This is a genomic window from Enterobacter sp. MGH 16 (assembly GCF_000493175.1).
Classification (GTDB): Bacteria; Pseudomonadota; Gammaproteobacteria; order Enterobacterales; family Enterobacteriaceae; genus Enterobacter; species Enterobacter roggenkampii.
In genome coordinates, this window is the sequence record NZ_KI535695.1 from 3,028,220 (window position 1) to 3,046,188 (window position 17,969).

18 protein-coding genes, 1 tRNA gene and 2 pseudogenes are annotated in these 17,969 nt (G+C 47.2%); 8 read left to right on the forward strand and 13 right to left on the reverse strand.

What is annotated here, in order from left to right:
* Nucleotides 1–141: 141 nt before the first annotated feature.
* Nucleotides 142–600: a helix-turn-helix domain-containing protein gene (locus tag L362_RS08645; RefSeq protein ID WP_023344848.1), complete on the reverse strand. Its 459-nt coding sequence runs from the start codon at nucleotides 598–600 to the stop codon at nucleotides 142–144.
* A gap of 122 nt (nucleotides 601–722) precedes the next feature.
* Here L362_RS08645 and L362_RS08640 point away from each other — a divergent pair, with 122 nt between their 5' ends.
* Entirely contained in the window at nucleotides 723–1,475 is a 753-nt protein-coding gene (locus L362_RS08640) for a hypothetical protein (protein ID WP_023344849.1), read from the forward strand.
* A gap of 298 nt (nucleotides 1,476–1,773) precedes the next feature.
* Here the strand turns inward: L362_RS08640 and L362_RS08635 are convergent, their stop codons facing one another.
* Both L362_RS08635 and L362_RS08630 read right to left on the reverse strand, forming a co-directional pair.
* Entirely contained in the window at nucleotides 1,774–2,775 is a 1,002-nt protein-coding gene (locus L362_RS08635; protein WP_023344850.1) for a PIN domain-containing protein, read from the reverse strand.
* Nucleotides 2,776–3,048: 273 nt separating this feature from the next.
* Nucleotides 3,049–3,609, reverse strand: coding sequence for a recombinase family protein (locus L362_RS08630; protein ID WP_023344851.1), 561 nt, complete (start codon nucleotides 3,607–3,609; stop codon nucleotides 3,049–3,051).
* A 192-nt stretch (nucleotides 3,610–3,801) separates the two neighbouring features.
* On the opposite strand from L362_RS08630, the gene L362_RS08625 reads away from it, so the two are divergent.
* The 5 genes from L362_RS08625 (at nucleotide 3,802) to L362_RS08605 (ending at nucleotide 7,633) form a co-directional block, all read left to right on the forward strand.
* A complete protein-coding gene (locus L362_RS08625) occupies nucleotides 3,802–4,269 on the forward strand; it encodes a DUF1643 domain-containing protein (protein ID WP_023344852.1) in 468 nt (155 codons plus the stop codon).
* Between the two features lie 155 nt (nucleotides 4,270–4,424).
* Nucleotides 4,425–5,441, forward strand: a complete 1,017-nt coding sequence (locus L362_RS08620) for a hypothetical protein (RefSeq protein WP_023344853.1) — start codon at nucleotides 4,425–4,427, stop codon at nucleotides 5,439–5,441.
* A gap of 389 nt (nucleotides 5,442–5,830) precedes the next feature.
* Nucleotides 5,831–6,328, forward strand: a complete 498-nt coding sequence (locus L362_RS08615) for a hypothetical protein (RefSeq protein WP_127341222.1) — start codon at nucleotides 5,831–5,833, stop codon at nucleotides 6,326–6,328.
* A gap of 78 nt (nucleotides 6,329–6,406) precedes the next feature.
* On the forward strand, nucleotides 6,407–6,979 hold the full coding sequence (locus tag L362_RS08610) for a hypothetical protein (RefSeq protein WP_023344855.1): 573 nt from the start codon (nucleotides 6,407–6,409) through the stop codon (nucleotides 6,977–6,979).
* A gap of 102 nt (nucleotides 6,980–7,081) precedes the next feature.
* Entirely contained in the window at nucleotides 7,082–7,633 is a 552-nt protein-coding gene (locus L362_RS08605; RefSeq protein WP_023344856.1) for a DUF4468 domain-containing protein, read from the forward strand.
* A gap of 257 nt (nucleotides 7,634–7,890) precedes the next feature.
* On the opposite strand, the gene L362_RS08600 is transcribed toward L362_RS08605, so the two are convergent.
* Complete coding sequence (locus L362_RS08600) at nucleotides 7,891–8,421, reverse strand: hypothetical protein (RefSeq protein WP_023344857.1); 531 nt, start codon at nucleotides 8,419–8,421, stop codon at nucleotides 7,891–7,893.
* Nucleotides 8,422–8,511: 90 nt separating this feature from the next.
* Between L362_RS08600 and L362_RS24970 the strand changes: the two are divergent.
* Nucleotides 8,512–8,795: pseudogene (locus L362_RS24970) on the forward strand (NIPSNAP family protein).
* Between the two features lie 124 nt (nucleotides 8,796–8,919).
* On the opposite strand, the pseudogene L362_RS24975 reads toward L362_RS24970, so the two are convergent.
* From L362_RS24975 to actS, 7 genes and pseudogenes are all read right to left on the reverse strand, one after another.
* Nucleotides 8,920–9,057: pseudogene (locus tag L362_RS24975) on the reverse strand (hypothetical protein); the annotation flags it as partial.
* A 416-nt stretch (nucleotides 9,058–9,473) separates the two neighbouring features.
* Nucleotides 9,474–9,764 (reverse strand): hypothetical protein, encoded by a 291-nt coding sequence (locus tag L362_RS08595; RefSeq protein WP_023294500.1) that lies wholly within the window; start codon nucleotides 9,762–9,764, stop codon nucleotides 9,474–9,476.
* Between the two features lie 225 nt (nucleotides 9,765–9,989).
* Complete coding sequence (locus L362_RS08590; RefSeq protein ID WP_023344858.1) at nucleotides 9,990–10,760, reverse strand: DUF3800 domain-containing protein; 771 nt, start codon at nucleotides 10,758–10,760, stop codon at nucleotides 9,990–9,992.
* 543 nt (nucleotides 10,761–11,303) lie between these two features.
* The gene (locus tag L362_RS08585; RefSeq protein WP_023294502.1) at nucleotides 11,304–11,933 is read right to left on the reverse strand and encodes a DUF4145 domain-containing protein; all 630 of its coding nucleotides are present in this window, start codon (nucleotides 11,931–11,933) and stop codon (nucleotides 11,304–11,306) included.
* Nucleotides 11,934–13,538 carry a site-specific integrase gene (locus L362_RS08580; protein ID WP_071787687.1) on the reverse strand — a complete coding sequence of 535 codons (1,605 nt, stop codon included), beginning with the start codon at nucleotides 13,536–13,538 and terminating at the stop codon, nucleotides 11,934–11,936. It abuts the gene before it with no gap.
* Between the two features lie 114 nt (nucleotides 13,539–13,652).
* Nucleotides 13,653–13,726 (reverse strand) — tRNA-Gly (locus tag L362_RS08575).
* Nucleotides 13,727–13,806: 80 nt separating this feature from the next.
* Nucleotides 13,807–14,550 (reverse strand): amidase activator ActS, encoded by a 744-nt coding sequence (gene actS / locus L362_RS08570; protein WP_023294504.1) that lies wholly within the window; start codon nucleotides 14,548–14,550, stop codon nucleotides 13,807–13,809.
* A 163-nt stretch (nucleotides 14,551–14,713) separates the two neighbouring features.
* Here actS and idi point away from each other — a divergent pair, with 163 nt between their 5' ends.
* The gene (idi, locus tag L362_RS08565) at nucleotides 14,714–15,256 is read left to right on the forward strand and encodes an isopentenyl-diphosphate Delta-isomerase (RefSeq protein WP_008499704.1); all 543 of its coding nucleotides are present in this window, start codon (nucleotides 14,714–14,716) and stop codon (nucleotides 15,254–15,256) included.
* Between the two features lie 38 nt (nucleotides 15,257–15,294).
* On the opposite strand, the gene lysS is transcribed toward idi, so the two are convergent.
* Both lysS and prfB read right to left on the reverse strand, forming a co-directional pair.
* Nucleotides 15,295–16,812, reverse strand: a complete 1,518-nt coding sequence (lysS, locus tag L362_RS08560; RefSeq protein WP_021242046.1) for a lysine--tRNA ligase — start codon at nucleotides 16,810–16,812, stop codon at nucleotides 15,295–15,297.
* Nucleotides 16,813–16,821: 9 nt separating this feature from the next.
* Nucleotides 16,822–17,920 (reverse strand): peptide chain release factor 2 gene (gene prfB, locus L362_RS08555; protein WP_095908218.1). Its coding sequence is split into 2 segments (ribosomal slippage): nucleotides 16,822–17,844 and nucleotides 17,846–17,920, totalling 1,098 coding nucleotides; the frame shifts between segments, so codons are not numbered across the junction.
* Between the last annotated feature and the right edge of the window lie 49 nt (nucleotides 17,921–17,969).

Below are 17,969 nucleotides of genomic sequence, written 5' to 3' on the forward strand. Positions count from 1 at the left end.
TAACGCCTACGTAACGCACCTGGATTTTGATGTTTTGTCGACTCTTATAGAAGAGTAAGACTGATTCATAGGTGTCTCATCTTTTACCAAAGAAGACTGTTCATTAATACAGCATCCAGAATTTATAAACTTACACTTACTTCACTTTCTCAGTTTGCCCCACCGCACTGCCGAAACAATACCCCAGTTGCCACTGGCATTGGGCCTACGCCATTTTGCTGTCTCCATGCTACGGAGATACTCAAGAGCTTCAGAAAACGTGCCAAAACGCTTCTGAGCCGCTTTATCACCTACGCCAAACGAACCATCACGGGTGCTCGCCAAACCGGGGTGAAAACAGGAACCATCGGCTGCGTATGGAACCAACAGTTCAGGATCATTATCTTCAGATGAGTCAGACGCTAACAACTGCCACGGCTCAACACTGAGAGCATTAGCCAGCACCTCAATCGCATCCAAAGACGCATTAGAACCGCCGCGTTCAATGCGGCTCATATAGCTACGAGCAAACCCACACCGATCGGCAAAGGCTTCCTGACTCATTCCGGTGGCAATGCGCAACTCTTTTACTCGTTGTCCAAACAGTTTTCTCAGGGTCATGTTCATGCTCTGAATTTGCGCAGATGTCCACTAAAGAGCCACGCACCAATAGTGACATTTTGAGTCAATGCGTTATCATGCGGTTAAAATCACCGCTGGGGTGGATTCTGAGGGATAACAACATGTCAAAAACACGGCTTAGTAAGCCCGGTTTTTCAGCCAAGTCTGTGCTGACCATTATGTTAATCGCTGCGTCATCTGCATCTTATGCAGCAGAAAGCATCGATCAACTGGCGACGCGCATCGGTATGGATCACTTTCGGGAAGCGATTAAGAATGGCGACCGTAACGCCTTTAAAACTCTACCGGCAAAAGGCTATAAAAACGGTCTTACCGGGCTGTTAATCAAAACTAACACTTACGTTAACCCCGAATACAGCTTTGCTGATTGCGATACGGACACCATTATTGTCTCGGTGCAAGAACACAAAACGCTCCCCGGTTGCCGCATATCTCTAAAGCTAGCGACTAAAGATGCTGACGGTAGCTATCACGATAATGGCATTCGCATCGAATACGGTATTGCGACCGGCTCCAAAAAGTTTATCGCCAACAATTCAATGTGGGCACAACATGCCATCAGCGGTGATAAAGTGTTAGAAGGTGCTATCCACCCGGATAAAACAAATAACCATAAAGATCAAATGTGCATGGGTATGGCTCAATTTACTGCAAACGTAACCGAAGGCCGAAACGGAGGAATGAGCAAAGGTGAATATTATCAGCGACTTGATAATATGAACGGTAAGTCCGAAGTCACTCCTCAAATGATCATGCTCTATAAGACCTTCGTTGACTACGTATATGAACACCCGAAACAAGATGCTCAGGTTTCAGCGGCCTTTGTTTACACTAACTGTATAAACAACTTCTGATCGCATACTGCATCTTTTTATCAAACCCACAGCAGGAGACAGGCAGATGTAACTACGTTATGCGGAAGCTATCTGGCATTTGAGTATATTATAGTTTCAAGAAAGCGTTTTCATCTCATGTAAAGGTTCCAGCTTTTGATACATCATTCCTAATTACTCCGGTCAGTTTAGAACTAGAAAGCTGACCGGTAAAAGCCACAATATTGAATACTTATAAATCATAACCAGAGCTTCAAAAACAGGCGGATATTCAAAGCAGCAGGATGTAATCCATAACCGTGAACAGGATTAATTATCACTAGGTATGCAACATATCCCATTCATCTCCAAGCACCCATCTTAAGGCAGATAACTTGCCATTGATCATTCCCCATTCAAAATCATCCCAAGGGCCAGTGTCTTCATATTGTTCTTCGACTTTCTCAGCTGCCAACTTTGCCCTTTCCCAGATATCTTCATGAATAACATTATTACCATGGCGTGCATCTCCTTTAGGTATTATAGAAATATCATCTATTTCAATTTTATACTCCCTGTATTTATGCCGGTTATACCATGCTTTTTCACAATACTCATTAATCGCAGTTAGTATGTCTGTTAAGCTTCTTGTGTCATCATCAAACCAATTATTTTCTTCTTCAAGCACACTTAAAAGCTCAGGTTCTATACTATTTATAGCCTCCGCAATATCTAAATGATAATGGACATTATCAGAAAATATTTCACCAAAATCCGGATGTGGATTTCGCCTATCAGTTAATGAGCTGAAATTCGTATAGTTTTCCGTAACAAAATGGAAGACGCCATTTTTATCTTTCATAAAGTCGTAAAACAACTCAATTAATATTGAATCAGCAACGCTGTTTTTCGAGCGATGAAAAGGGGCTCTCTTATCCAATGCCCTTGCCACGGCTTTTAACCGAACGGAATCACTAGCCTCAAGACTTATACATTTATCCATCAGAGATTCAATCATCTCCGCTGTATGCCCTGTAACTTCGCTTAAAATAGGCAAGCGACTTCCAACATCATTTAATACAGCTAGCGCTTGGTCCTTACCATTACCTCCATAAGCCCCAATTATTTTTTTGACTTTATGAAATTCCGAACCAATTTGCTGCTTAGTAGCCTCAATAACCCTGTCCTTATTTCGAAGGAATTCTTCCTTCACCAAGGTTGGGATTACAATAGCAGCGTTGTTACTATCCAATAATTGGTTAAATGCTTCAAGTAGTGCATGCTGGTTCTTTGACTTTGCTATAGTTAGCCAAACACAGGTATCGATGTAGAGATAATGCACTTTTTTAATCTCCGCAAGTAAGGAATAGAAACAATACTAATCTTCAGAGAAGTTGGTAACAATTATTAATAATCACCTTAAACCAAACTCAATGTTACTTCGGTCTTGGATGCCTATCTGATGGCACACCAATCATACATAATCCTGAATGGACGGCGATCAACTATGTGAATTAGCTATATAACATAACCTCTTTTAGACCACTCCTGACGGTTAAAAGAAATACATACCGCTACCCAAAATGCCAGCTCGAGCCTGAGATGCAGATGAGCCTTAATCAAGTATTGCAGCTATAGTGGCCCTGGAAACGCCGTATTCACGCGCTAACGCACTGACACTGGCTCCGCTATTCTTTTTCTCTATAATCGCCATACGGGCTTCTGGTGCGATTTTAGAAGGTCTGCCCAATTTCTTGCCTTCGGCTTTTGCTCGTGACAGCCCCGCCTGAGTGCGCTCAATGAGCAAGTCACGCTCCATCTCTGCAACCGCTGCCAGCATTGACAGCAGAAGCTTACCCGCAGCGGAGGTGAGATCAGTCGTGCCAAGCTGGTGGACAATAACCTTGATATTTCGGTCAGCCAACTTTCTGACAGTTTGCAGAACGTCAATCGCATCACGCCCCAGACGGTCTAGTTTTGCAACTACCAACGTTTCACCATCGCGGATTTTGCTGAGCATTTCAGAAAACGCTTTGCGTTGCACCGCAGGAACCTTCCCGCTAACAACATCAGTAAACCAAAAGTCGAAAGTCCATCCAGCTTGCTCAAGTTCCAAACGCTGGTTCTCAGTATCTTGCTGCGATGTCGAAACACGCCCGTAGCCAAAAATCGCCATAGTCATCTCCTCATCCGGCCCCTGCTAGAAATCGGTGTCAACAATAGGACGCCTGCCAACAATTGCCAAGGCTAATTTCTCCACAGTCTGGAAGTCACCTCAACAGAGATGCCGGAAAACGGTCGTTTGTTGGCGCTTAAATCCAGCAGAAACCTGTTAGGATGAAACCATCACATCCAAAGGACAATTGAAATGATCAAAGACGCTATTTTTTCACCGTGTGGTAAGTATCGTTACTCTTTATCAAGAGTCTGGGATGATTCAAAACCATATACGCTTTTCATCGGGCTGAATCCGTCATATGCGGACGCTGAGAACGATGATCAAACATTGAGCCGTTGCATATCGTTTGCCAAAAACTGGGGCTATGGTGGCGTATACATGGCCAACCTGTTCGCGTTCGTTCACACCGACCGCTTTGAGATGATGAAAGCAGCCGACCCTATTGGAGCCGACAACGACAGACACTTATTGCAGCTTATCGACGGAGCAGGCCTTATCGTTGCTGCATGGGGAAACGAAGGTAGACACCTTAAGCGCTCAACAGCCGTCCGTCAGCTATTGCCAGCAAGCACAATGTGCTTCGTCTTAAACGCCACAGGTGAACCGAGACACCCTCTGTATATGAAAAATGACAGTGTTCTCATACCCTTAAGTTAACAACGACTACTGCGTTCAGAATATGAACGCAGTAGATTGATAAGTAAGGTTTTTATCGTAAACTCGTTGTGCTACCGTGCTCGAAATGTTCTCAAATCTGCTCAGTTCGAATTACCCTGATGCCGGTTTGAAGTTCCGTTCAATAAGGTCGCACTATGAAAAGTCGAGAATGCAAAGCTGCCGAAGCAGACCGCAAATTCTTTAAAGTCTCAGCCGGGATTGACTGGCTGGACTTAAAGATCAGCTTATCCAGACTGACCCAGCATCGCTACGTTCAGGAAGAATTACTTAAAATCACAGGATTAAAACTTTGGGTTGAACCCTGCGGCATACGTATCTCAAAGTTGTCATCATGCGAACCCCGTCCCGGTAACAACGTCAAAACGTGGGTTAAACCCATGATAAGCAGCACTAACGATGTTTTTCGGATTCGCTTCCGTGATCTACTGGCAAACCATGGCGGGAAGCTGGAAGCAGTGCTCGAACAATTGCAAAAACGTTTCCCATTTGCATATGATCCGCAAATTGTGGGGGTCGAAGTCTTCTGCGATTTCAGGCACAAAGCTCGGTCGATTACCGCTACAAGTGCGATGACCTATCGACTTCAAAGCGCCCTGTTCAGCACGGGAAGTAAAGTCCTACAATTCAATCCCGTAGCTAGGCGAAATGTTTTCCTTGATGTTCCCGGTGCTCGAATCAATCCTGAATGGAACCTGAGAACGGGTAACAAGTGGGACAAAATCTCGTGGCAGGTCTATCACAAATGCACTGACGACGGTCAGAAACTACCTGTAAAAAAGCAACGCGCTCGTGTTGAAGTCACGTTAAAAGGTGCTGCGCTCACTCACTACTCTCTTCACCGCCTTAACGACATGCAGCGCTTTCGATTTGAAACCCTCGCTCACCTGTTCAAATTTCGCAAACCACTTGAGCCTGAAATGATGGCTGACGGTGATTTGTTCCGGTTGACCGCTATCAACGCAGTTCGTAAGGTGAACGACGCAACAGCCGAGCGCGGATTGCATTCTTTCAATAACATAGGACGAAGGGATAAACGTAGCTGGATGATGGTCAACGGTGACAAGCGCCTGCGGAAAGAAAGCTCGCATCTGGCGGTTGTTAGCGATCTGCAAAACGCCGTCAAGGGTGCTTTACGTCGCCTCCACGTTTAAGCCTCCGCCCATTTCGTTATTCCAAAAAAAAGTGACAATCAGCAGGAAAGAAGCCGCATTCCTGCTGGTCTGGATACAGTTCTCTTAATAACTGTATATATAACAACTCAACTATCAGCTTACACACCTTAGCTATCGGTGTTTGTCGTTTGCTGTTCCCTTCAATCAAACACGAACGGAACGTTTTTTACCTTCTTCATGTTCGCGGTATAAATGCAGCCGGATAAGCTGGGCGAGAGAAAGTGGATCTCCTAGATTTGGAAGCGACTCTTGCAGGCATAGCGTCCGAAAATTTCCGCGACGGCAAGGCATTCCTTATACTTAACAGTCAGTCATGATTGCATTTTTGACATGGCAGAGTAAGAATATTCTTAATGGTATTTTTTCTCATGACTAAAAACAGCTTAAAGGGTGATATGAACACACGCTTGGTAATAATGTTTTCTGTTAGCGTTATGCTTACAGGATGTGTAAAACACGTCGACCGTTCTCCAAAAGGAGATGTATCCCTTTTGACTTCGAATGAGCTTTGTCGGGCTGCTGGCTATGCTTACGCCACAGGTAATTCTGAACGTTTTTACGCTGCTGTAGCTGAAGGAAAGAAAAGGGATGCAAATCATACAATAGGTATTACCGGACCTGAATGCGGCACGATGAGCAATCTGGGAGCACTTCAGGCTCAACAAGATGCCCAAGAGAATCAATTAGCACAAGCTCGCTTTGCCGCCGGAATGCAGAACCTTTCAAATACCTTAGCCCAGCAACAACAGATGCAAATACAGCAACAAGCGGCCTTCGATGCCAATATGCAAGCGACACAAAACAATTATCAATTACAACAACTGAACAACAATATAAGCCAACTTAATAACAACTTAATCAATTGACTTAAGCATATAATTTTGCATCTGGCATCAACACAACATGCCAGCGGAATCGAAAGCATTCAATTTTCAAGGTGATGTATGCCCGTATCCAGTTATTACCAAGCCCAACCGGATAGTTATGTGCGCTTTGATTGGCGTGGCAATTCCATAGAAGGCGAGTTTTTCAGCTATGAGGAGTGTGGCCGAGATATCGATCCAAAATGGGGATACATCCGACCATTTGATAGAGTCATCAGACAACAACTAATCGATAATTTGCAAGCAACTCACGGGATTGATCTCCAGACATTCACCTCTCAAGGCGACCTGATCACCTGTGATGCTTTTGTCACCCATAAAGATCTGCAGGCAGCACACCAAGTTCTCGTAGAGTCCTTTGATTTCGTTGATGAATCGGAGCTTACAACTGAAAGGGAACACATCGGTAACTGCCGTGTCGATTTGATAAGACGCCAATACATTGTCGGCAGCAATCTTAAAGAGCCCAAAGAGTCTTTGGACAACCTCAATGCAGAGTTTCTTAAATGGGTAACACCTTTCTACACGCCGTTGCGTTACGAGCGGAAATGGTTAACCAAGCATCGTGAAGGGTTATTACGTTTTGGCGCGCTCGTTGCTGTCGCTGTTTTTGCCTATATCCACTACGGCTGATAATAGAAAAGCGAGACCTGTCCTGCGGTTTTGAGAAACCAACTTCATTCCGCACCATATTTACATCCTGCACTTAATAAAAATGCGATAAGGACAAATCGAATGAAAAAAGTAATGATGAAAACTGTTTTAGCCAGTTTGGTTGTATCCAGTATTACTGTGTTGACAGGTTGTGTAACCTCACCAGATATGGAAGCAGCTAAACAACCGCTGGGTAGTATAGTCAGTGTTGTTAACGTTCCCGGGGTTAAAAAGGATGTACTTTACAGTAGTTCCAAAATTTGGGTTGCAAAGGCCTTCACTGATTCTAACAGCGTAATCCAATATGCCGATAAAGAAGAAGGTTCGATTGTTGGCAAGGGGAATGTTCAATACCCATGTGACGGTTTTAATGATTGCTTAGCTAATGAAGATGTTCGATATAAATTCACTATGAAAATCGACACAAAGGATGATAAAGCTCGCATCACCTTTGATGATATCCACATTTATCGTCCAGCCCATGTAACCAGCGGGATTGCGCTCCCTGCCATAGATTCGCCAAATATGACTGTTGGTGGACAAGCAAAAGCTAAAAAAGCGTTGAATGATATTGTGGAACAATACAAACGCGAGATCGTGACTGAAAGTAGCTCTGCTGCAAAAGACTGGTAACAGCCATCAGCTCAAAAACTTACCGGATAAGTTTTTGAGCTTTTATATCTGGGATTATGTGTGGCCGCATAATGATAGTTATGACAAGTTATCACACGGCATTTTTATTGCATTCGAAAGCAACCTGTTTCACTTGGCTACGCTAGCAACTCTATGAGAGCGCCGCAAATTCCGCGCCATGATTTCCACTACCTTCTTTAAAAAACTCGCCAGAGAGCTTCCTGGCGGGTTAAATGCGCATGTCATCACCTATACAATCAGCCAAATGTCACGATGAAACGAAGTTCATAACCTCTACCAGTAGGCCAGACTTTTTTTACTGAAGATACTTTCCACCCATCGACGCTCCATTCACCTTCTTTCCCATCACTGAGTAAACCAACAATGTCGGCAATTTTTCCGGGAGAATGAGGAAACATCTTTTTCATTATTTCAAATGAACCGTTTATAAAATAACCTCGGGCAATTTTGATGGCATTTGGCTCTTGATTATTCATATTAAGGATGAGCATCAATTTCTTTGTTTTGTCCTGATTACCTGATACGTAGTAAGCGATGTTATTGTTCATAGTGTCGCTACTATTCGGCGTTTCTATCTCAAAATAGGGTGTTCCGCACGTATAGTCTTCGCTGCCTTCAGCATATGGTTTATAGGTTGACGGAGTTTTAATGAATGGCATTCCTGAAAGAAAATGGCAAGCATCTGAAGGAACCGGGTCAGGTATGCTAACGGCGAAACCTGGAGAGGAGATAATGGACAGCAACAAAAAAATAAACTTTTTATTCATGGCAAAAAATCCTGATCAAGCGAACCCAGTAAGATGTGTTTTATTGACCCGAGCAACATGCATGAAAGGTTACAATGTCAGGTCGTAACAATCCGTGTAACTAGTTTATCGGTCAGTTCAGCAGACACTTTATACCGCCGCCATGGGATCGATGTTGTTTCGTTTGGCAACTCGCTTCATGACCCGGATTGCTACTACCTCATTCGCACCTTTGACAGCGCTGAAAAATGGCTGCGGCTCTCAATGCTTTTTACGCAAGCGATGACTGGCACAGCGGTCCACGCGAAAACATCGTTGGCAGCATAGAGACCAGCATTAAAACAGTGATGAATCTACCAACTAAAAACGTGGAAGGGCTGCGGGTGCAATCGTAGGTTATATGGATTCACCAGACGCATTTTAAGCGCCTCAAAATTTGGCACTATGAAAATACTACCCTTAATAAAAAAAGCGCCACATAGCTTCCTGGTGCGTTTGGCACATCTTACGATTTATGTCTGCGCCGCGCGTCGATGACGCCTTGATAGATGCATGAATTTCACGCTGCCCTATCAGGGCGCGATAACGAACCGGAACGGTGATCCGCAGAACATAAATACCACTTGGACGTCGATATAGATTATCACGCTGCGCCATCGGCTGTATGACCCCTTTGTAGGAGGATCACGAGCGCCGTCACGTATGGTTTAGAAAAAGATAGTGGAATGAATACGTTAGGGGAATTCTGGAGCGGGCGAAGGGAATCGAAGCATCGAAGACAGTCACTCACTAACCATTTGTTTCATAAAGAATCATGAATCCTTTTGGTTACAGTAATGGTTACACATTGAGTGATCTCTGGTCAAGGCTGAATGAACGTAATGTTCCCCTCGGAGGAATAGAACCAAGCTGAGAAGTGCTGTAATGCCCTAATGTTTAAACTTCAAGAGATGGCAGCCCCCACTGCTCAGTGGTACAACTTTGAGAGGGCTACAGGGGGGAAGTCGTTAAACTTTATATATTAGATACCTGCGGAGATTTTTGTGAGGAATTTTAAGCACAAGAACCATCTGCTAGCGCCACCAGCCCCCACCGACCGCAAAGTGAAGACCAGTTAGCACCAAAGCAATGGTGATTGCGGCAGTAAAGAGAACACCACAAACCGACGATAATCTATTGAAGACAATGCGGTACACGATACCCAACAAGAACAAAACCCCGGAGGCCCACCAAAAGGCGCTCACTGCTCTAGCAAGCGTCCGATATGTTGACCACTGCACCCCACCATAAATGTAACCAGCCATGCAACCAGCAGCCAGTAATAATAAAGCCATCCCAACAAATGACCCGATACCTTTCAACATGTTGATATTCCTTTAAATAACCATAAAGCGGAGTCTAAAGGATAACCCGGATGCGGGCATACTGCTGATCGTTTGTCTCGATCGGTGAACTGAAATTGATCGCTGGTATCTATCACGATTGACACACGAGTCTTTCAAACGAGGGAGAGCAACGCATAATCAATTTTTGAAGTCGGGTAGTACAATCCTTTTCTGCCTGCGATATGAACACACCTCAAGTCGGTGCTAGACTAACTCTTGCCGCTGAACAAGCGGAACACTGTAATCGGGACGGATACTTCTGGAGCCAGGCATAGCTCGCATCTCTTGCGGGAAGTGCCATATATTAAAATCCTTATTCGGGAACGTATCATAATGAAACACATCCCAGCCAAGCAAAGCTGCCATTCGTTCAAAGGCCAGCTCTTTAGCCACTGACAGCTCCAATCGTGGATTGAGGTACTTCAAGTATCCAGAGTTAACAGCCCCGGTCAGAATGTCTACAACCTGTAATCCAAGATGATGCTTGGAATCGTGCATCGTCACAGACTTAACCAGCTTATTCATTCCTGCCCTAGCCAGCATGTTGTTAGCAACAATGCCTGTCACCTCATCGTTCTTTTTGTACTTATCAATCTTCTGATCAATTATGACCTCTACTTCGTTCTTAATCTGCTTCGCAACGTTTTTAACGAGCAATGTGTACGTTTGGTAAAAAGCCAGCTCCCTGTCCGTCTGCCAGTTGTTGTACATATTCTTCACAACAATAATCGAATGGAAACAACATGAGTTTTTTAGCACCATTGCCAGCAGCTCAATGCAGATATTTGCCTGCCCTGCACTGTTCTTTATCTTCGACCATTTCAACTCACCAATAATGCCGTACTTGTCCTTCAGCTTCTGGACTCGATTATTGAAGATATGCAGAGTGTCTTTACGCACACACAGCAAACCAATGCCATAACAGCGGTCACTCCCTGTCGTACCACTCTCATCACCAAAAGCCACGTATTCCATGCACAATACCCACTTTAAATTGTATGGATATTTTATGCTCAAACCAAGTTGTGGGCAATGTATTGCAGACTACTGAGGTACTCTGAAACGCCCCTACTGACCAACTTAGAGCCCTCAAGACCAGGAGGCAGAGGATGAACATTTAGAATATCTGTGAGGTTGAGATGAATAGTGTCTAATGGTAACACTGCTGATTATTACAAGAGTCATCAATGACAAGATTAATGAAAGGGGATAACTCTAAGTGCTCTTAAAGTTAGCCTTTAAGCTCTTATTATTATCTTGTGTAAACAAGTAATATAACTTTAAGGTCTTTAAGTAACACTTTAAGTTTAGCCCCTGCAGACCATATTAAATATGATTTCTATCATTGGCTATTCACTTATCGACTGACCCAGAGCACGCAGGAAGCATTCACTTTAAATAAACGCTTGGTGTCTGTAATTGGCCATCCCGCCCCTGAAAGGATGCGATAAGTTACGGTTAATTGTCATAGAGAGAAAACTTTTTGTCTTCTCTCTCCCTATAGTGAGTCGTTAATACCTAAGCACTCTTTTTGTCTCGCTTTTCGATACCCTGTCTAGGCCCCTCAGGCATACTCTGGAACATCGCCTCGATTTCTTTTGGTCTTGTGATTCGGTCATCGACAATGATATTCAACAGCTTAAAGAGGCCATGCGTTAACTGTGGGTCATCATCAAGGTTAATCTCTCCAGGATGGACCGCCTGATTCCCTACGATACGACAGATGTCTGCTGCTTGTTGAATGCGAGGAGGTAATCCTTTCTCCACGAGAGACTTTATGTCAGTGTTAATGTTGCTCCCCGGCTCGCCTAAGTGGACCATTAACTTCTGAAGACACAGACGGAGAAGCGCTGCGGCCCCTTTAGGAGACAGATTGACGATGCTTCTAGCCTCCATGTAGTCGGACTTACAGTCCTCCGGCATATCTGGGTTCGGCATTTCAACATTCGCAGATGCAGGAATTAGGAGGGACTCCTCAAACCAATATGAGTACTCCTCACAGCGCTCACATTGTGACACGTGCATAGGGAAAGCCATTTCATCATAGTAAGGATATAATTGGTCCCACTTTTGCTTAGCATACGCCTGACAGTACGGACAGTTAAAAGCTTCTTTCTTGAACTCCGCTGGTTCATACGGAACTGCCATTTATTTTACCTCCTTATAAATACCTACCATCACACTAACCAGCCTATCCACCTCAACCTCTTTAGCGTAGCGGTCATAGGTAATAGACCCTGAGCTATGCCCCATAATCGCCTGAGCATACGCTAATTCAACACCATGTTGTTTTAATTGAGTCGCAACTGTGTGTCTAAACGAGTGAAACGCTAAGCCTTCACGATCAGTAAGAACCTTGGGTAACAGCGTACGGTTAAACCATTTACTCACCTGCTCACCGTAACCGTTCTTCATTAAGCGCAAACCATCAAATACCATAGCGTCATCACCACCAGAGCCTCTACGGGTCTCTACAAGCGCCATAAAGTCAGCCAATACAAAACCATAGGCACCATCGACCAAAGGCACACAGCGATCACTGTGAGCGTTCTTGATGCTCTTACCCTGCAGGCTGTTATCGTCTTCATTGATATGGATATAGACAACTCCAGACTCAGTGGTCCTAATGTCTTTGACCTGAAGCTGAGCCACCTCATTAAGCCTTGCCCCAGTGATAGCAGCCAAAGCTGTAACGTAATAGTGATAGGGCTTACCAGAGGTCTTCTGAGAGTATGCCTTAGCGGCGACCAGTAATTGCCCCACCTGCTCCGTAGAGAAGGCGTTACGGGCCTCTGAGGCTTTACGCTGAGGGACCTTAAGCTCCAGACCTTCAGTCATGTTCTTTTTAATCAAGTCATTGCGCATAGCCCACTTAAAGACAGCCGCCATCTTAATAAGATACTTGTTGTTGATGGTAACGACATCCAGACAATCTGTCTTATCTTCACGGCTCAACAGGTCAGCAAGTGGGGCATCCTTAAAGCGCTGCTTACGGTTCCTAGGTAACTGCTGGAGCACATCACGAACTCTGAGCATGTCTGCTCTACTGGCTTCAGCATTGAGACCCAGATAGTCGAATATTTCGATTAACGCTGCGTGGGACGCTTTGTTTTCTCTTAAGGTGGCTGGCTTCCAGTTCTGAGCGTTCTCCGCTTCGTATTGCTCAAAGAGGCTCGCTACGGTGACGCTGGGCGTGACTTCTGGTTTTGCTTCTGGAGCACTAACAGATAAGGACACAGAGGCTTGGTCATCTTGCCAATCAATACAACTAAAACCATCGATATAATCTATGAGTGGCTTACTGTCTCCCGCATCGATACGCTTCATACAGGCCTTAAGCACTCCCAAAGCCTCGTGAATGTAACGATGCTGGTCAATGCTAAGGGGTTCACAGGCTAGTGCATCAACAAGGTTCCCACCGAGTTCTGAATAAAGCCCGCTATATGTTTCCCTCATGTCAGGCTCGAAGAGGTCAGAGCGGCCCGCCGATAGTTCCCATTCAGCGATGTCCTTGAGGTGCTCTCTCATTTCCTCATAGGTTGCGTTAGGGTTGTCTGCATGTATTGCCTTGAGTGCTGCCTTGATGTGCCGAGAGTGAGCCATAGCGGTACGTCTGTCCTTAGTCCGTAGTGATACTGAGGTCATTCTATCATTGTTTGGTTGCCTGACCCGAAGACGGAAATAGTAGACGCCGTTACGCTGGTAGAGATAGGAGACGGTTGGGAATTTGTGACTACTTGATAGCTGAATCATATGTCTGTATGCCCTGAGAGGGTTACACAGTGGGTTACAGTAAGTAACGCTGTAAGGAGGCATTAAGCCATATCCCAAAGGATTCAGTAACTTATTGAACTTCAAGAAGTGTCATGGAGCGGGCGAAGGGAATCGAACCCTCGTATAGAGCTTGGGAAGCTCTCGTTCTACCATTGAACTACGCCCGCTTTGAGGTGCGTAAGGCATTATAGACCTTACGCACCTTCATACAAGCCTCTTCACAACTAACCGGCGATTAAATAATCACTTAGCACTTCGGTTTGCTGCCGGGCGCAGGAAGATAGCGCTGCGGATCGATGGCCGTCGCCTTATAGCGGATCTGGAAATGCAGCTTCACTGAATCCGTACCGGTACTGCCCATGGTGGCAATCTTCTGCCCTGCTTTGACGTTCTGCCCGTTGTTGACCAGCATCGTGTCGTTGTGCGCATAGGCCGTGATGTAGTCTTCGCCATGCTTAATCATGATCAGGTTACCGTAGCCGCGCAGCTGGTTACCCACGTAAACCACCTTCCCGGCCCCGGAGGCATAAACCGGCGTACCGCGCGCAGCGGCGATATCAATACCCTTGTTGCCACCTTCAGAGAGTGAGTAAGGGGCGACCACTTTACCGCTGGCAGGCCAAATCCAGCAGCGCTGTCCAACCGGCGGCCATGACGATTGTGGCACCTGATAGGACGGCGTCACTTTGGCGGTTTTGCCTTTCGAAGAGGATTTTTTACCGGAGGACGATCCGCCGCTAACCTTCAGCTGCTGCCCCACCTCGATGGTGTAGGGCGGAGAAAGGTTATTCAGACGCGCCAGATCCTTCACGCTGGTCCCCGTTGCGCGCGAAATCCGGTACAGAGTGTCCCCGCGTTTGACGGTGTAGACCGAACCGGAATAGCTTCCCGTATCCGAAGATTTGCTCCCTGAACAGCCCGCCAGTAATAGCGTCAGCGTCAGGCAAAAAATAGCGGTAAGGGGTTTTCTCGTCAGGCTTCCTGCAAACAAAACAGATCCTCGGTCAGCGTGAATGGCGCACTATGATAACAGCCAAAACGAACAGGGGTCATGCCCTTTTCCGCTCTACGAGCCAAACCGTTCGTATAAGAATGCAGTATAATGCTTCGGCTGATGGTGCTGAACCACTCGGCAATTTGGCACTGGAGCATCAATGAGTATTCAAGAACACGTTATTTTGGTAAACGACCAGGGAATGGTGATTGGCACTCAGGAAAAATATGCCGCGCACACGTTACATACCCCGCTGCATCTGGCGTTCTCTTCCTGGCTTTTTAACGCAAAAGGCGAATGTCTGATCACCCGACGCGCCTTAAGCAAAAAAGCCTGGCCCGGCGTCTGGACCAACTCCGTGTGCGGCCACCCGCAGTCGGGTGAAGAGACAGTCCAGGCGATAATCCGCCGCTGCCGCTTCGAAGTGGGCGCAGAACTGACCGATATCACCGCCGTCGCCCCTGAATTTCGCTATCGGGAAACCGACCCGTCCGGGATCGTGGAAAACGAAATTTGCCCGGTATTCGCCGCCCGCATCACCAATGACGTGACGATAAACGAAGATGAAGTGATGGACTATCAGTGGGTTGAGCTGGACGCGCTATTCCGCGCGCTGGACGCGACGCCCTGGGCCTTTAGCCCGTGGATGGTCATGGAAGCGACGACCGCCCGCGAAAAACTCATAGCCTTCGCGGCGCAATAAAAAAGCCCCTTTCGGGGCTTTTTTTACATCTTAACGTCTTACTTGACCGGGCGCATCGCCGGGAACAGGATCACGTCGCGGATGGTGTGGCTGTTGGTGAACAGCATCACCATACGGTCGATACCAATTCCCAGACCCGCCGTTGGTGGCAGACCGTGCTCCAGCGCGGTCACGTAGTCTTCGTCGAAGAACATCGCTTCGTCGTCGCCTGCCGCCTTCGCGTCAACCTGATCCTGGAAGCGCTGAGCCTGGTCTTCCGCATCGTTCAGCTCGCTAAAGCCGTTGCCGATTTCACGGCCGCCGATGAAGAATTCGAAGCGGTCAGTGATTTCAGGGTTCTGGTCATTACGACGCGCCAGCGGAGAGACTTCAGCCGGGTACTCGGTGATGAAGGTAGGCTGAATCAGGTGCGCTTCGGCCACTTCTTCGAAGATCTCGGTCACGATACGGCCCAGACCCCAGCTCTTCTCAACCTTGATACCGATGCTTTCGGCGATCGCTTTCGCAGAATCGAAGTTATCCAGATCGGCCATGTTGGTTTCCGGACGGTACTTCTTGATCGCTTCGCGCATGGTCAGTTTTTCGAACGGCTTGCCGAAGTCGAAGACTTCTTCACCGTAAGGGACCTGCGTGGTGCCCAGAATATCCTGCGCCAGCGTACGGAACAGGGATTCGGTCAGCTCGATCAGATCTTTGTAATCCGCGTACGCCATATAGAGTTCCATCATGGTGAACTCTGGGTTATGACGAACGGAGATCCCTTCGTTACGGAAGTTACGGTTGATTTCGAACACGCGGTCAAAACCACCAACCACCAGACGCTTCAGGTACAGTTCCGGCGCGATACGCAGGTACATGTCCAGGTCCAGGGCGTTGTGATGGGTGATGAACGGACGCGCAGACGCGCCGCCCGGGATCACCTGCATCATTGGGGTTTCCACTTCCATAAAGTCGCGGTTCACCATGAACTGGCGGATACCGGCCATGATCTGGGAGCGAATTTTGAAGGTCTTGCGGGATTCATCGTTAGAGATGAGATCCAGGTAGCGCTGACGGTAGCGCGCTTCCTGATCCTGCAGGCCGTGGAATTTGTCCGGCAGCGGGCGCAGGGCTTTGGTCAGCAGACGCAGCTCAGTGCAGTGGATAGACAGTTCACCGGTTTTGGTTTTGAACAGTTTACCTTTCGCGCCCAGAATATCGCCCAGGTCCCACTTCTTGAACTGCTCGTTGTAGATGCCTTCCGGCAGATCGTCACGGGACACGTACAGCTGAATGCGGCCGCCAACGTCCTGCAGGGTCACGAAGGAGGCTTTACCCATGATACGACGGGTCATCATGCGGCCCGCAACGGCCACTTCAACGTTCAGCGCTTCCAGCTCTTCGTTCTCTTTCGCGTCGAAGTCAGCGTGCAGTTGGTCTGAGGTGTGGTCACGACGAAAATCGTTCGGGAACGGCACGCCCTGCTCGCGCAGCGCTGCCAGCTTCTCGCGGCGGGTTTTCAGTTCGTTGTTAAGATCGACTACCGCGTCAGCGCCCTGTGCTTGTTGTTCAGACATGTTGGTTCCTCATAACCCTGCTTTCAAACTTGCTTCGATAAATTGGTCCAGGCTGCCGTCCAGCACCGCCTGCGTGTTGCGGGTTTCAACCCCGGTACGCAGGTCTTTGATGCGGGAGTCATCAAGGACGTAAGAACGGATCTGGCTGCCCCAGCCGATGTCAGACTTGTTGTCTTCCATCGCCTGTTTCTCAGCATTTTTCTTCTGCATCTCCAGCTCATAAAGCTTCGCTTTCATCTGCTTCATGGCCTGGTCTTTGTTCTTATGCTGGGAACGGTCGTTCTGGCATTGCGTGACCAGCCCGGTTGGAATGTGGGTAATACGCACCGCAGATTCCGTACGGTTAACGTGCTGGCCGCCCGCGCCGGATGCGCGGTAAACGTCGATACGCAGGTCCGCCGGGTTAATTTCGATATCAATATCTTCATCAACTTCCGGGTAAACAAACGCGGAGCTGAAGGAGGTATGACGACGGCCGCCGGAGTCGAACGGGCTCTTACGCACCAGGCGGTGAACGCCCGTTTCGGTACGCAGCCAGCCGTAGGCGTAATCACCGATGATCTTGATGGTGACGGATTTAATACCGGCCACTTCACCTTCAGACTCTTCGATAATTTCGGTTTTGAAACCGCGCGCTTCGGCCCAGCGCAGGTACATGCGCATCAGCATGCTGGCCCAGTCCTGCGCTTCGGTACCGCCGGAACCTGCCTGAATATCGAGATAGCAGTCAGCGCTGTCGTATTCGCCGGAGAACATGCGACGGAATTCAAGCTGCGCCAGCTTCTCTTCCAGCACGTCGAGTTCTGCTACGGCTTCGTTAAAGGTCTCTTCGTCGTCGGCTTCGACGGCCAGCTCCAGCAAACCGGAAACATCTTCCAGCCCCTGGGCCATTTGATCCAGCGTATCTACGATAGCTTCGAGAGAGGAACGCTCTTTACCCAGCGCCTGTGCGCGTTCAGGTTCGTTCCAGACGTCCGGCTGTTCCAGCTCGGCGTTTACTTCTTCAAGACGCTCTTTCTTGGCATCGTAGTCAAAGATACCCCCTAAGAACGTCAGAGCGCTCCGTGAGGTCCTGAATACGGTTTTTTACCGGATTAATTTCAAACATGGTCTGTTTTCTTTTATGGACTTGTCAAAATGCGGTGATAAGAGCGGGA

Excerpts from the sequence above, each read along its gene's own strand:
- L362_RS08630 (WP_023344851.1), bottom strand. The coding sequence starts at position 3,609 with ATGGCGATTTTTGGCTACGGGCGTGTTTCGACATCGCAGCAAGATACT.
- lysS (WP_021242046.1), bottom strand. The coding sequence starts at position 16,812 with ATGTCTGAACAACAAGCACAGGGCGCTGACGCGGTAGTCGATCTTAAC.
- L362_RS08595 (WP_023294500.1), bottom strand. The coding sequence starts at position 9,764 with ATGTTGAAAGGTATCGGGTCATTTGTTGGGATGGCTTTATTATTACTG.
- L362_RS08585 (WP_023294502.1), bottom strand. The coding sequence starts at position 11,933 with ATGGCAGTTCCGTATGAACCAGCGGAGTTCAAGAAAGAAGCTTTTAAC.
- L362_RS08605 (WP_023344856.1), top strand. The coding sequence starts at position 7,082 with ATGAAAAAAGTAATGATGAAAACTGTTTTAGCCAGTTTGGTTGTATCC.
- L362_RS08615 (WP_127341222.1), top strand. The coding sequence starts at position 5,831 with ATGACTAAAAACAGCTTAAAGGGTGATATGAACACACGCTTGGTAATA.
- L362_RS08645 (WP_023344848.1), bottom strand. The coding sequence starts at position 600 with ATGACCCTGAGAAAACTGTTTGGACAACGAGTAAAAGAGTTGCGCATT.
- L362_RS08580 (WP_071787687.1), bottom strand. The coding sequence starts at position 13,538 with ATGATTCAGCTATCAAGTAGTCACAAATTCCCAACCGTCTCCTATCTC.
- L362_RS08640 (WP_023344849.1), top strand. The coding sequence starts at position 723 with ATGTCAAAAACACGGCTTAGTAAGCCCGGTTTTTCAGCCAAGTCTGTG.
- L362_RS08590 (WP_023344858.1), bottom strand. The coding sequence starts at position 10,760 with ATGGAATACGTGGCTTTTGGTGATGAGAGTGGTACGACAGGGAGTGAC.
- L362_RS08600 (WP_023344857.1), bottom strand. The coding sequence starts at position 8,421 with ATGAATAAAAAGTTTATTTTTTTGTTGCTGTCCATTATCTCCTCTCCA.
- L362_RS08620 (WP_023344853.1), top strand. The coding sequence starts at position 4,425 with ATGAAAAGTCGAGAATGCAAAGCTGCCGAAGCAGACCGCAAATTCTTT.
- L362_RS08610 (WP_023344855.1), top strand. The coding sequence starts at position 6,407 with ATGCCCGTATCCAGTTATTACCAAGCCCAACCGGATAGTTATGTGCGC.
- L362_RS08625 (WP_023344852.1), top strand. The coding sequence starts at position 3,802 with ATGATCAAAGACGCTATTTTTTCACCGTGTGGTAAGTATCGTTACTCT.
- idi (WP_008499704.1), top strand. The coding sequence starts at position 14,714 with ATGAGTATTCAAGAACACGTTATTTTGGTAAACGACCAGGGAATGGTG.